At 72.9% G+C, this 11,991-nt stretch carries 13 protein-coding genes; 10 read left to right on the top strand and 3 right to left on the bottom strand.

The window, feature by feature from the left end:
- The first annotated feature begins 10 nt into the window (after positions 1-10).
- Genes DEI95_RS04580 through DEI95_RS04565 form a run of 4 tightly spaced genes read left to right on the top strand, consistent with a single transcriptional unit; the run spans position 11 to position 3,103 of the window.
- Positions 11-850, top strand: a complete 840-nt coding sequence (locus DEI95_RS04580) for a phosphatase PAP2 family protein (protein ID WP_111059506.1) — start codon at positions 11-13, stop codon at positions 848-850.
- Positions 851-895: 45 nt separating this feature from the next.
- On the top strand, positions 896-2,518 hold the full coding sequence (locus DEI95_RS04575; protein ID WP_111059505.1) for a serine/threonine-protein kinase: 1,623 nt from the start codon (positions 896-898) through the stop codon (positions 2,516-2,518).
- Positions 2,519-2,572: 54 nt separating this feature from the next.
- Positions 2,573-2,857: a hypothetical protein gene (locus tag DEI95_RS04570; RefSeq protein ID WP_111059504.1), complete on the top strand. Its 285-nt coding sequence runs from the start codon at positions 2,573-2,575 to the stop codon at positions 2,855-2,857.
- A gap of 48 nt (positions 2,858-2,905) precedes the next feature.
- Positions 2,906-3,103: a hypothetical protein gene (locus DEI95_RS04565; protein WP_110824327.1), complete on the top strand. Its 198-nt coding sequence runs from the start codon at positions 2,906-2,908 to the stop codon at positions 3,101-3,103.
- 78 nt (positions 3,104-3,181) lie between these two features.
- Here DEI95_RS04565 and DEI95_RS04560 read toward each other — a convergent pair whose 3' ends face one another.
- Together DEI95_RS04560 and DEI95_RS04555 are read right to left on the bottom strand one after the other, a co-directional pair.
- A complete protein-coding gene (locus DEI95_RS04560; protein ID WP_110900356.1) occupies positions 3,182-4,120 on the bottom strand; it encodes an aldo/keto reductase family oxidoreductase in 939 nt (312 codons plus the stop codon).
- Positions 4,121-4,179: 59 nt separating this feature from the next.
- Positions 4,180-4,794 (bottom strand): hypothetical protein, encoded by a 615-nt coding sequence (locus tag DEI95_RS04555; protein WP_111059503.1) that lies wholly within the window; start codon positions 4,792-4,794, stop codon positions 4,180-4,182.
- 36 nt (positions 4,795-4,830) lie between these two features.
- Between DEI95_RS04555 and DEI95_RS04550 the strand changes: the two genes are divergently transcribed.
- Positions 4,831-5,676, top strand: a complete 846-nt coding sequence (locus DEI95_RS04550; protein ID WP_111059502.1) for a putative RNA methyltransferase — start codon at positions 4,831-4,833, stop codon at positions 5,674-5,676.
- Positions 5,677-5,716: 40 nt separating this feature from the next.
- Here DEI95_RS04550 and DEI95_RS04545 read toward each other — a convergent pair whose 3' ends face one another.
- Positions 5,717-6,136, bottom strand: a complete 420-nt coding sequence (locus tag DEI95_RS04545) for a VOC family protein (protein ID WP_111059501.1) — start codon at positions 6,134-6,136, stop codon at positions 5,717-5,719.
- Between the two features lie 102 nt (positions 6,137-6,238).
- Here DEI95_RS04545 and DEI95_RS04540 point away from each other — a divergent pair, with 102 nt between their 5' ends.
- From DEI95_RS04540 to kdpC, 5 genes are all read left to right on the top strand, one after another.
- A complete protein-coding gene (locus tag DEI95_RS04540) occupies positions 6,239-7,258 on the top strand; it encodes a YafY family protein (RefSeq protein WP_111059500.1) in 1,020 nt (339 codons plus the stop codon).
- 183 nt (positions 7,259-7,441) lie between these two features.
- The gene (locus DEI95_RS04535) at positions 7,442-7,531 is read left to right on the top strand and encodes a potassium-transporting ATPase subunit F (RefSeq protein ID WP_017887940.1); all 90 of its coding nucleotides are present in this window, start codon (positions 7,442-7,444) and stop codon (positions 7,529-7,531) included.
- Positions 7,531-9,213: a potassium-transporting ATPase subunit KdpA gene (kdpA, locus tag DEI95_RS04530; protein ID WP_111059499.1), complete on the top strand. Its 1,683-nt coding sequence runs from the start codon at positions 7,531-7,533 to the stop codon at positions 9,211-9,213. The genes DEI95_RS04535 and kdpA overlap by 1 nt, the downstream gene beginning before the upstream one ends.
- Complete coding sequence (gene kdpB / locus DEI95_RS04525; protein ID WP_111059498.1) at positions 9,213-11,360, top strand: potassium-transporting ATPase subunit KdpB; 2,148 nt, start codon at positions 9,213-9,215, stop codon at positions 11,358-11,360. Before kdpA ends, kdpB begins: the two co-directional genes overlap by 1 nt.
- Positions 11,357-11,956, top strand: coding sequence for a potassium-transporting ATPase subunit KdpC (gene kdpC / locus DEI95_RS04520; protein ID WP_111059497.1), 600 nt, complete (start codon positions 11,357-11,359; stop codon positions 11,954-11,956). Before kdpB ends, kdpC begins: the two co-directional genes overlap by 4 nt.
- Positions 11,957-11,991 lie beyond the last annotated feature (35 nt).

Here is an 11,991-nt window from a genome sequence, read left to right as displayed (position 1 = left end):
GGCTGGTCGGATGGAACAGCACGACACCCCCTCCGGTCGGACCCCCGTGATCGGCGGCGCCGACCGCGAGCGCGCCGACCGGACCGTCGGCGACGTCGACCTCACCCGCTGGCGGACCCGCGCCGGCCGGTCGGTCGCGGACGGGTGGGCCGCCCTCGGTCGACGGTACGGCGCCCTCCCGTTGCTCGTGTTGACGCTGCTCGTCGGGATCGGCATCGCGACGACCGCGACCTGGGCCGCGTCCGAGGTCTACGACGCCGTGCGCGAGGCCGACGACGTCGCCGTGCTCGACCGCCCCGTGCTCGACTGGATGCTGACGCTCCGCTCGCCCGTGCTCGACCAGGGCGTCACGTGGTGGACCGACATCGCCGGGACCATCGGGATGCCGATCGTCGCCGTGTTCTTCCTGATCGGGTTCACGGTCCAGCGCCGCGCGTGGACGCCGCTCGTCCTGCTCGTCGCCGCCAGCGCCGGGTCGCTCGCGATGACCATCGCCGGCAAGGACCTGATCGGTCGCAGCCGTCCGCCCCTGTCCGACGCCGTCCCGCCGTACGAGCACTCGCCGTCGTTCCCGTCCGGGCACACCCTCAACTCCACCGTCATCGTCGGCACCATCGTGTACCTGCTGCTCCTCCGCCAGAGCCGCGTCGTGACCCGGGTCTGGACGATCGTCGCGGGCACGCTGTTCGTCCTGTCGGTCGGCGTCTCGCGGGTGTTCCTCGGGCACCACTGGACGACGGACGTCCTGGCGGCGTGGGCACTCGGCCTCGCCTGGCTCGCGGTGGTGATCACCGCGCACCGGCTGTACCTGACGGCGCTGCACCGGGGCGCGGAGCCCACCCCGTCCTGACCCGGCTGCGCGTGCTCGCCAGCTGAGCCCGGTAGGTTCCCCTGCATGGAAGAACGGCTGATCGGTGGCAGGTACCGGGTGACCGGGACCCTCGGACACGGCGGGATGGCGTCGGTGTACCGCGCCGTCGACGAGCAGCTCGGACGCGAGGTCGCGGTCAAGCTCTTCCGCATCGGCCCGGTGGACCACGGCGAGCGGGCTCGCGCGGAGGCCGAGATCCACGTGCTCGCCGGGCTCCGCAGCCCGAACCTCGTGACGCTGTTCGACGCGGCACTCGACACCGCCGACGGCGACTCGTTCCTCGTCATGGAGCTCGTCCCGGGCAGTGACCTCGCCACCCGGTTGCGCGAGGGACCGCTCGACACCGTCACGACCGCCCGCGTCGGGGCGCAGGTCGCGGAGGGCCTCGCCGCCGTGCACGCGCAGGGCATCGTGCACCGGGACGTCAAGCCCGCGAACGTCCTGCTCGAGCAGGACGGCGAGCACGTCAAGCTCGCCGACTTCGGCATCGCGCTCCTCCGCGACGCCGCCCGGGTCACGGGCACCGGCACCGTGATCGGCACGGCCGCCTACCTGGCCCCGGAGCAGGTCCTCGGTCAGCCGGTGACCGGCGAGGCCGACGTGTACGCGCTCGGGCTCATGCTCCTCGAGGCCCTGACCGGCAAGCAGGCCTTCCCCGGCAGCGCCGTCGAGGCAGCCACCGCCCGACTCGCGCGGGCTCCCGAGATCGACCAACACCTGCCGACGGCGTGGCGGACGCTCCTGCACGTCATGACCGCGCAGCACCCGGAGGACCGTCCGTCCGCCGCGGAAGCGGCGGCGCGGCTCCGGGCACTCGGCCGCGACGACGTCGCGCCCGCCACCCAGCTCCTGCCGGGAGGCCCGGGGGCGCTCACGAAGGCGGCTGCCGCTGGCGGGGCGGTCGGGGCGGCCGCCGCGGCCGGAGCGGGAGCCGCGTCGGCGGACGCCGCGACCCGTGCGATGCCGGTGAGCGGAGCCTCCGATGCGGACACGGCGACCCGCCGCCTGCCGACGCAGTCCGCACGCAGCGCTGACGACGACGTCGCGACCACGGTGCTCGGGACGCCGGCCGGTGCCGGTGCCGCCGGCGGTGCGGGTGGACGGACGGGTACCGCTGCCGTCCCGGCCGGCCCGTCGGGGAGTGCGCCCGAGGAGCGCGAGCGGAAGCGCTGGGTGCTGCCGGTGATCGTCCTCGCCGTGCTCCTGGTCGCCGGGGTGCTGGTCGCAGCGCTCGCCCTCGGCCGGGACGACGGGACGCCGGCTCCCACCCAGTCCAGCGAGCCCGCCGAACAGCAGCCCACCGAGGACCAGTCGAGCGAGCCGGCCGAGGAGCAGCCGAGCGAGCCCGCGGAGCAGCAGCCGAGCGAGCCCGCCGAGCAGCAGCCGAGCGAGCCGGCCGAGCAGCAGCCGAGCGAGCCCGCGGAGGAACAGCCGAGCGAGCCGGCCGAGGAACTGCCCTCGTCGGTCCCGGTCCCGGAGCCCAGCGTCGAGACGAGTCTGCCGGTCGAGGAGCCCCTGGACACGGGCGTCGACACGACCTCGCAGGAGGTCCCCGCGAACCCGGGCAAGGGCACCGGGAACGGTGGACCGGGTGGTGGCCCCGGCGGCGGACCCGGCAAGTCCGGCGACGCTCCCGGCCGGGGCTGACGCCCGACGGACAGTCCGGACGCGCTGTCCACCTGCGAGGAGCACACTCGACCCATGTCGATGAGCGCACCGTTCGATCCCATGCAGCAGGGCAGCGACGTCCCCGTGGACGGTTCCGACCAGGACGAACTCGAGGTCGAGGAAGCCCGCGGGGCCTCCGGCGGGCACGAGTCCTCCGGTTCCGAGCCCTCCGGCGCCGACGTCTCCGGGTCCGAGGCGACCGGGAACCCCGGTGACTCCCCGGTCCGGCACGACGACGAGGACGAGGCCGGCGGCGGGCCCGTCTTCCGCACGCCCCACCCCGGCGACCGCCTGCACCCCGAGGACCTCGGCTCCTAGCCAGCCGACGTTGCGGCGACTCCCGGGGACGCCGGGCATGCTCGTCGGATGTCGATGAGCAGCGCGTTCGACCCGTCGAAGGGTCGCGCCATCCCCGAGGACCAGGTCAGCGGCGACGGGCTCGAGCTCGACGAGGACCCGGCTGCGTTCGGGTTCCGGATCGAGGTCGTGTCCGGCGGGACGACCGACCCGACCGCGGCGCCGACGCTGCGGGACCACGACGAGGACCCCGACCCGACGCGCTGAGGCGACAGGTCGGGGCCCGGTGGGACGTGGCCCTCCCGGTGGGAGGAGGCCCGGAGGTCAGGCGTCAGGCCTCCTGCGTCAGGGGACGGTGTGGCCTGCCGCCGTCAGGACGCGGTACCACTCCTCGCGGCTGAGCTCGACGTCCGAGCCGGCTGCAGAATCGCGGACCCGCTGCGGGTTCGTCGTCCCGAGCACCACCTGGAAGTGCGCGGGGTGTCGGGTGATCCACGCCACCGCGATCCCGGTCGGGGTGACGCCGTGCGCCGAGGCGATCTCCTCGAGCACGTCGTTGAGCTCGGCGTGGTGCTCGCGGTCGCCCAGGAAGACGCCGTCGAAGAAGCCCTTCTGGAACGGCGACCAGGCCTGCAGCGTGACGTCGTTCAGGCGGGCGTGGTTGAGGATGTCGTTGTCCCGGTCGATCGACTGGTCGAGGCCGGCCATGTTCGCGACGAGGCCCTGGGTGATGACGTTCGCGTGCGTGATGCTCAGCTGCACCTGGTTGAACGCGAGCGGCTGCCGCACGGACTTCTTCAGCAACTCGGTCTGTCCGGGGGTGTGGTTCGAGACGCCGAAGTGGTGCACCTTGCCGGCGGCGTGCAACTCGTCGAACGCCTTCGCGACCTCGTCCGGCTCGACCAGCGCGTCCGGGCGGTGCAGGAGCAGCACGTCGATGAAGTCGGTGCGCAGGGCGGTCAGCGACTCCTCGACCGAGGACATGATGTGCTCGTACGAGAAGTCGAAGTACGCGCCGTTCGCGGTCGGCCGGATGCCGACCTTGGTCTGCAGCTGGATCTCGCTGCGCTCGGCCGCGGACAGCGTCACCGCGCCGCCGAAGCGCTCCTCGCAGCCGTGCCAGCCGCCGTACACGGCCGCGTGGTCGAACATCGTCACGCCCGCGTCGCGCGACGCGGCGTACAGCGAGCGGATGTCCTCGTCGCTCATGTCGTTGATCCGCATCAGTCCGACGACGACGTCGGAAGCGGTGAGGTCCGTCTGTGGCAACTCCAGTGTCTTCACCGGACCGATCCTGCCAGCCGGCACCCGTGCGTGCGAGGCCCTGGCCGTACCCGCCTCGGCTACGCGAGCAGGACGGCGACCACCGCGGAGCGGTCGACACCCCAGCCGGCGGTGAGCGTCGCTCCGGCCGGGATCGGTCCTCCGAGCACCCGGAGGACCGCGACGGCGCCGTGCCCGGTCGTGATCGTCGTGGTCGTCCCCTCGGTGTGCACCGTGACCTCGGTCACCGTGGGGGACTCCGCGTCGGCACCGCTGCCCGACGCCCGTCCCTCCTTCTCGACGGTGCCGTCTCCGGAGGCCCGCTGCAGGTCCGCCTCGTGGCCGCCGGTCGCGATCGCACGGCGCAGCACGTCGGCGTACACGGGGTCGCCCACGGCGTCGTACACCCAGCGGTGCCCGAGGACGGAGTGCTCCATCTCGGTGACCAGGAAGGGGTCGGCGCCGGCGAGCGGAGCACCGCGGTAGGTCAGCGGCACGTGCAGCACGGGCCCGTCCCCGGCGCGGACGAGGTACGTCTCCACCCCGACCTCACCGTCGGGGTCGTCGAACCGGAACCGGCCGACCTGCTCGACCGCGGTACGGGTGCCGACCCCGCTCCAGGGCTGTCCGGGCAGCCAGGCGCTGATCGCGTCGAGTTTGCCGGGGGTGAGGGTCGCTTCGTGGATGACGGCCATGCCGGCAACCTACCGCCCTCCCCGTACCCTGGACCGGTGCGCGACGACCTCCTCCCCGTGCTCGCGTGTCCCGTGTGCACCGAGCCGCTCGCGCGCACCGGGAGCGGACAGGCCGGGTGCGCGGACGGACACCGGTACGACGAGGCGAAGCAGGGACACCTGACGCTCCTGCCCGCCAAGCGCCGGACGCTGACCGCGGACACCCCGGAGATGGTGGACGCGCGTCTGCGGTTCCTCGGGCGCGGGCACTACGCGCCCGTGGAACGTGCGCTCGCCGCCGTCACCGTCAGCGCGACCGCTCCCGGCATCGTCCTCGACGTCGGGTCCGGCCCCGGCACCTACCTCGCGCACACGCTCGACGCCGCGCGACCGGCGGAGGAGGACGGACCGGCAGGACCGGACGGGAGGCTCGGGGTCGCCCTGGACCTGTCGGCCGTCGCGATCCGACGTGCGGCGCGCGTCCACGCGCGCGCCGGTGCCGTCGTCGGGGACGTGACCGAGCGCCTCCCGGTCGTCGACGACGCCGCGGCCGTCGTGCTGGACGTCTTCGCACCGCGCAACCAGCGGGAGTACGCCCGGGTGCTGCACCCCGCCGGGGTGTTGGCCGTCGTGACGCCACGGGCCGGGCACCTCGCGGAACTCGCCGAGGCGACGATCAGCGTCGACCCCGAGAAGGAGCGGCGCCTGCACGGGTCCCTCACGCCGGCGTTCGCGCTCCGGTCGAGCGAGGACCTGACGTGGACGATGGACCTGTCCGCCGAGGACGTGCACGACGTGGTGCACATGGGGCCGAGTCACCACCACGTCGCGGCCGACACGGTCTTCGCGCCGACGACCGTGACCGCCGCCGTGACCGTGAGCACCTGGGTGCCGGTCGGTTGACCGGGCCGGGCGCGCTCGTGGCACGCCCGGTCCAGGCGGGTCAGGACTGCTGCTGCGGCATGTCGAACGCCCACACGACCCCGAACTGGTCGCGGAGCTGCCCGGCCAGGGGCGACCACGCCGACGGGCCCAGCGGCTGCCGGACCTCGGCGCCCACGGCGAGCCCGTCCCACGCGGCGCGGAGCTCGGCCTCGTCCGTGGCGATCAGGTACACGTAGGACGCGTTCTGGCCCTGGTCGTAGGGCTGTCCCGGCCAGACGTCGAACGCCATGACCCGGGCGCCCCCGGGGAGCTCGACCTGACCGAAGACGACCCGGTCGGCCCACGCCGGGTCCTCCGATGCCCCCGTCTGCCCGTACGTGGCGACCGAGGCCTCGGTCCCGAAGACGGCCGCGTAGAACGCCAGGGCCTCCTGGGCCCGGCCGTCGAAGTTGAGGTGCGGGGTGGTGGTGAACGTCATGTCGACTCCTCGTGCTGGTGGCGACCGCTCCGGCCGCGCTGCTGACGAGCCTCCCCGGTGATGCGGTCAGATCGTGTCCGCATCCTCCGGCAGACTCGCACCATGTCCGGACCGTCGTCTCGCATGCTCACCCTGCTGTCGCTGCTGCAGGTCCGGCGCGACTGGGCCGGTGACGTGCTGGCCGAGCGGCTCGACGTCAGCCCGAGGACCGTGCGCCGCGACGTCGACCGCCTGCGGGAGCTCGGCTACCGGATCACGTCGCTCCGTGGCCCGACCGGTGGCTACCGGTTGGCGGCGGGCTCGGAGTTGCCACCGCTCCTGTTCGACGACGACCAGGCGGTCGCCGTCGCCCTGGCGCTCGCCGTCGCACCGGCGTCCGGCGCGGACATCGCCGATGCCGCAGCGCGGGCCCTCGCGACCGTGCGCCAGGTGATGCCGTCGCGGCTCCGCCACCGGATCGACGCGGTCGAGGTCGCGACCACGCCGGGGAGCACCGTCGTGGACCCCGCGGTCCTGGTCGCCGTGAGCGACGCCGTCCGCTCCGCCCACGTCCTCCGCTTCGGGTACACGTCCGCTTGGCCCGGCGTCGGTACGGACGACGGGCCGACCCGCCGCGTCGAGCCGCACGCCGTCGTCGCGCGGTCGGGTCGCTGGTACCTCCTCGCCTGGTCGCCCGATGCGGACGACTGGCGCACGTACCGCATCGACCGGATGCAGCCCGGGGCGCCGAGCGGTCTGGCGTTCACACCCCGGCCGGTGCCGGGCGGTGACGCGGCGGCGTTCGTCGCGGCCCGGTTCCGCGGGGCCGAGGGGACCGCTGATCTCCTCGGACGTGGCTGGCCGTGCACCGGCACCGCCGTCCTCCACGTCCCGGCGAGCCGAGTCGCACCGTACGTCGACGACGACGCCGTGCTCGAGGACCTCGACGACGGCACCTGTCGGCTGACGACGGGGTCGTGGTCGTGGCCGGCGCTCGCGGCCCGGTTCGCCGGGTTCACCGTGCCGTTCACGGTGGTCGGTCCGGAGCATCTCCGAACGGCGACGACGGCGCTCGCCGATCAGCTGCGCGCCTCTGTTAGTGGCGCGCATGCGTCGCACACGCATCCGTCAGGGAACCGTTAGGACGGACCGGGAGGCCCCACACCGGGCACAGCATCGGTACCGCACCACAACCGGTGCGGTCCACGGCACCTGCCGCGGGCACCTCGATCTCCAGGAGTCCCACGTGTTCGACGTCTTCGTCGTCGCCGGTGTCCTCGCCGTCTTCGGCGTCGTGACACTGATCGCCAAGGGGGTGGAGCGGCTGTGATCGGCATCACCATCGCCGCTGCCGTCCTCGGCATCGCCGCTGTCGTGTACCTCGTCTGGGCGCTCGTGCGCCCCGAGCGGTTCTGATGGGCACCGCGCAGACCTGGGCGGGCATCGCCCAGGTCGCCGTCCTCGTCCTGCTGCTCGTCCTCGTGCACCGTCCCGTCGGCGACTGGATGGCCCGCGTCTTCACGAGCCCCCGGCACGGCCGTGTCGAGCGACTCGTGTACCGCGTGATCGGCGTCGACCCCGACGCCGAGCAGTCCTGGCCCGCCTACCTCCGCGGCGTGCTGCTCTTCAGCGTCGTCGGGCTGTTGCTCGTCTACCTGCTCCAGCGCATCCAGGTGGTGTTGCCGGGCGACCTCGGCCTGCCCGCCGTGGGCCCCGCACTCGCGTTCAACACGGCGGCCTCGTTCGTCGCGAACACGAACTGGCAGTCGTACTCGCCCGAGGTCACCGTCGGGTACACCGTGCAGACGGCCGGCCTCGCGGTGCAGAACTTCCTGTCCGCCGCCGTCGGCCTGTCCGTCGCCGTCGCCCTCGTCCGCGGATTCGCCCGCCGCCGCCAGGGCACGATCGGCAACGTCTGGGTCGACGTCGTCCGCGGCACCGGCCGGCTGCTCCTGCCGCTGGCGTTCGTCTCCGCCCTCGTGCTCGTCGCCGGTGGTGTCATCCAGTCGTGGGGCCCCGGGGCCGACGTCCCGACGCTCACCGGCGGGACGCAGCACGTCCCGGACGGGTTCGTCGCCTCGCAGGAGGCGATCAAGATGCTCGGCACGAACGGTGGCGGCTACTTCAACGCGAACTCGGCGCACCCGTTCGAGAACCCGCAGGCGTGGACGAACCTGTTCGAGGTGTTCCTCATGCTCGTCATCCCGTTCTCGCTTCCGCGCGCCTTCGGGAGGATGGTCGGCGACACCCGTCAGGGCACCGCGATCGTCACCGTGATGGGTGCGATCTTCCTGGTGTCGCTCTCGGCGATGTCGATCGCGGAGCTCGCCGGTGGCGGTACCGCGACGCACGCCGCGGGTGCCGCGATGGAGGGCAAGGAGGTCCGCTTCGGCATCCTCGGCTCGACGCTCTTCGGGACGGCGACGACCTCGACGTCCACGGGCGCCGTGAACGCCATGCACGACAGCTTCACCCCGCTCGGCGGCATGATGGCGCTCGTCAACATGATGCTCGGCGAGGTCACCCCCGGCGGCGTCGGCTCCGGCCTGTACGGCATGCTCGTGCTCGCCGTGATCACGGTGTTCATCGGCGGCCTGCTCGTCGGCCGCACGCCGGAGTACCTCGGCAAGAAGATCCGCGCCAAGGAGATGACCTTCGCGGCGCTGTACATCCTGGTCACCCCGACCGTGGTGCTGCTCGGCACGGCGCTGTCGCTCGTCATCCCGGGCGTCCGGGAGCAGGTGCTCGGCACGAGCCTCTTCAACCCGGGCAACCACGGCCTGTCGGAGCTGCTCTACGCGTTCACCAGCGCCGGCAACAACAACGGCTCGGCCTTCGGCGGTCTCACCGCGAACACGACGTGGATGAACTCCGCGCTCGGTGTCGCGATGCTGCTCGGCCGCTTCGTGCCGATGGTGTTCGTCCTGGCGCTCGCCGGGTCGCTCGCCGCGCAGGACACGGTGCCCGCGACCGTCGGCACCCTGCCGACGCACCGGCCGCTGTTCATCGCGCTCCTCGGTGGCGTCGCCGTCATCGTCACCGCACTCACCTACTTCCCGGTGCTCGCACTGGGGCCGCTCGCAGAAGGACTGTCCTGATGACCACCCTGACTCCCGAGACGGAGCAGCACACGACCCCCGAACCGGGCCGACGCCCGTCGGCGTTCGGGCCCCGCCAATTGGTGGCGGGCCTCCCGGGCGCGTTCCGCAAGCTGGACCCCCGGCTCATGTGGAAGAACCCGGTCATGTTCCTCGTCGAGGTGGGCGCCGCCCTGACGACGGTCACCGCCGTCGTCGAGCCGTTCAGCCGGACGGGAGGCACGGCCGACTCCGGCGCGCCCGTCCCGTCCTCCTTCACCCTCGTCATCGCCGTCTGGCTGTGGCTGACCGTCCTGTTCGCCAACCTGGCGGAGTCGGTCGCCGAGGGCCGGGGCAAGGCCCAGGCCGACACCCTGCGGAAGACCCGCTCGACGACCACCGCCCGGCGCATCGTCGGGTACTCCCCGGCCGACCCGGCCGCACTGTCGGCGTCCACCGAGGACGTGGCGTCGGTCGACCTGGCGAAGGGCGACCTCGTCGTCGTGGTCGCCGGTGAGGTCATCCCCGGTGACGGCGACGTCGTCGACGGCATCGCCTCGGTCGACGAGTCCGCCGTGACGGGCGAGTCCGCCCCGGTGATCCGCGAGTCCGGTGGCGACCGCAGCGCCGTCACGGGCGGCACCCGCGTGCTGTCCGACCGGATCGTGGTGCGCATCACGTCCACCCCGGGCGAGACCTTCATCGACCGGATGATCCGGCTCGTCGAGGGTGCCGCCCGCCAGAAGACGCCGAACGAGATCGCGCTCAACATCCTGCTCGCGTCGCTGTCGATCGTGTTCGTCGTCGTCTGCCTCACGCTGCAGCCGATCGCCGGGCTCGTCGGCTCGACGGTCAGCATCACCGTGCTCATCGCCCTGCTCGTCTGCCTCATCCCGACCACCATCGGTGCGCTGCTCTCCGCGATCGGCATCGCCGGCATGGACCGGCTCGTGCAGCGCAACGTCCTCGCGATGTCGGGCCGCGCGGTCGAGGCAGCCGGTGACATCACCACGCTGCTCCTCGACAAGACCGGCACGATCACGTACGGCAACCGTCGGGCCTCCCGGTTCGTGCCGGTGCCCGGGGTGACCGAGGCCGACCTCACGGCCGCGGCCGCGCTGTCCAGCGCTGCCGACGGGACGCCCGAGGGCCGCTCGATCGTGGACCTGGCGCTGACCGCCGGGGCCGTGCAGGGCCTCCCGGCCGGTGCCGTCGAGGTGCCGTTCACCGCACAGACGCGCATGTCGGGCGTCGACCTGCCGGACGGCACCGAGGTCCGCAAGGGCGCCGCGGCAGCGGTGCTCGCGTGGGCGGACACGAGCGACCCCGCCGTCACGGCGTCCGTCGACGCCACCGTCGCCGAGGTCTCCGACCAGGGTGGGACCCCGCTCGTCGTCGCCCGGAAGGACCCGTCGGGCCGGGTCGCGGTGCTCGGTGTCGTGCACCTCAAGGACGTCGTCAAGGACGGCCTCGCCGAGCGCTTCACCGAACTCCGCAGCATGGGCATCCGCACCGTGATGATCACGGGCGACAACCCGCGCACCGCGAAGGCGATCGCCGCCGAGGCCGGCGTCGACGACTTCCTCGCCGAGGCCACGCCGGAGGACAAGCTCGCGCTCATCAAGCGGGAGCAGGAGGGCGGCAACCTCGTCGCGATGACCGGTGACGGCACGAACGACGCCCCGGCGCTGGCCCAGGCGGACGTCGGCGTCGCGATGAACACCGGAACGACCGCGGCGAAGGAGGCCGGCAACATGGTCGACCTCGACTCGGACCCGACCAAGCTCATCGACGTCGTCCGGATCGGCAAGCAGCTCCTCATCACCCGCGGTGCCCTGACCACGTTCTCCATCGCCAACGACATCGCGAAGTACTTCGCCATCATCCCGGCGATGTTCCAGGCGACGTTCCCGGGCCTCGGTGTCCTCAACGTCATGGGGCTGCACAGCCCCGCGTCGGCGATCCTGTCGGCGATCGTCTTCAACGCGCTCGTCATCGTCGCGCTCATCCCGCTGTCCCTGCGTGGCGTGAAGTACCGCGCAGCGTCGGCGTCGTCGATCCTCGGCCGCAACCTGCTCGTCTACGGGCTCGGCGGCGTGGTCGTCCCCTTCATCGGCATCAAGCTGATCGACCTCGTGGTCGGTCTCATCCCGGGGTTCTCGTCATGACTTCCACTCGTTCGTTCTCCCGCTCCGCCGGCGTTTCCGTCCGCCTCACCGTGCTCGCCACCGTCGTCCTCGGCGTCGCCTACCCGCTCGCGGTGTGGGGCGTCGGTCAGGCGGCCTTCCATGACCAGGCGAACGGGTCGATGGTCACCGACGCGTCCGGCGCGGTCGTCGGTTCCTCTCTCATCGGCCAGTCCTTCGCCGGGAAGGACGCGGACCGCTGGTTCCAGTCCCGCCCGTCCGCCGCCGGGGACGGCTACGATGCCGGCGCCTCGTCCGGGTCGAACCTCGGCCCGTCGAACCCCGACCTGACGAAGGCCGTCGAGGAGCGCCGGGCCGCGATCGCGGAGGCCGACGGCGTGCCCGCATCGCAGGTGCCCGCGGACGCCGTGACCGCGTCGGGCTCCGGCCTCGACCCGGACATCAGCCCGGCGTACGCGGACCAGCAGGTGTCCCGTGTCGCCGCCGCCCGCGGGCTGTCCGAGGCCCGGGTGCGTGCCCTGGTCGCCGAGCACACCGACGGCCGCCAGCTCGGCGTGCTCGGCGCCCCCGCGGTGAACGTCCTCGAGCTGAACCTGGCCCTGGCGCGGGCGCGCTGACCCCGGTGTGGACCGGACTCGTGCAACCGGGACCC

This window comes from Curtobacterium sp. MCBD17_008, assembly GCF_003234475.1.
Taxonomy (GTDB): domain Bacteria; phylum Actinomycetota; class Actinomycetes; order Actinomycetales; family Microbacteriaceae; genus Curtobacterium.
Note: the sequence above shows the minus strand (reverse complement) of the source record. Positions and strands in the feature narration are given on the sequence as shown.

Bases quoted from the DNA above. Each gene is read 5' to 3' on its own strand.
- kdpB (WP_111059498.1), top strand. From the start codon at position 9,213: ATGACCACCCTGACTCCCGAGACGGAGCAGCACACGACCCCCGAACCG.
- DEI95_RS04555 (WP_111059503.1), bottom strand. From the start codon at position 4,794: ATGGCCGTCATCCACGAAGCGACCCTCACCCCCGGCAAACTCGACGCG.
- DEI95_RS04570 (WP_111059504.1), top strand. From the start codon at position 2,573: ATGTCGATGAGCGCACCGTTCGATCCCATGCAGCAGGGCAGCGACGTC.
- DEI95_RS04545 (WP_111059501.1), bottom strand. From the start codon at position 6,136: ATGACGTTCACCACCACCCCGCACCTCAACTTCGACGGCCGGGCCCAG.
- DEI95_RS04580 (WP_111059506.1), top strand. From the start codon at position 11: ATGGAACAGCACGACACCCCCTCCGGTCGGACCCCCGTGATCGGCGGC.
- kdpC (WP_111059497.1), top strand. From the start codon at position 11,357: ATGACTTCCACTCGTTCGTTCTCCCGCTCCGCCGGCGTTTCCGTCCGC.
- DEI95_RS04565 (WP_110824327.1), top strand. From the start codon at position 2,906: ATGTCGATGAGCAGCGCGTTCGACCCGTCGAAGGGTCGCGCCATCCCC.
- kdpA (WP_111059499.1), top strand. From the start codon at position 7,531: ATGGGCACCGCGCAGACCTGGGCGGGCATCGCCCAGGTCGCCGTCCTC.
- DEI95_RS04575 (WP_111059505.1), top strand. From the start codon at position 896: ATGGAAGAACGGCTGATCGGTGGCAGGTACCGGGTGACCGGGACCCTC.
- DEI95_RS04540 (WP_111059500.1), top strand. From the start codon at position 6,239: ATGTCCGGACCGTCGTCTCGCATGCTCACCCTGCTGTCGCTGCTGCAG.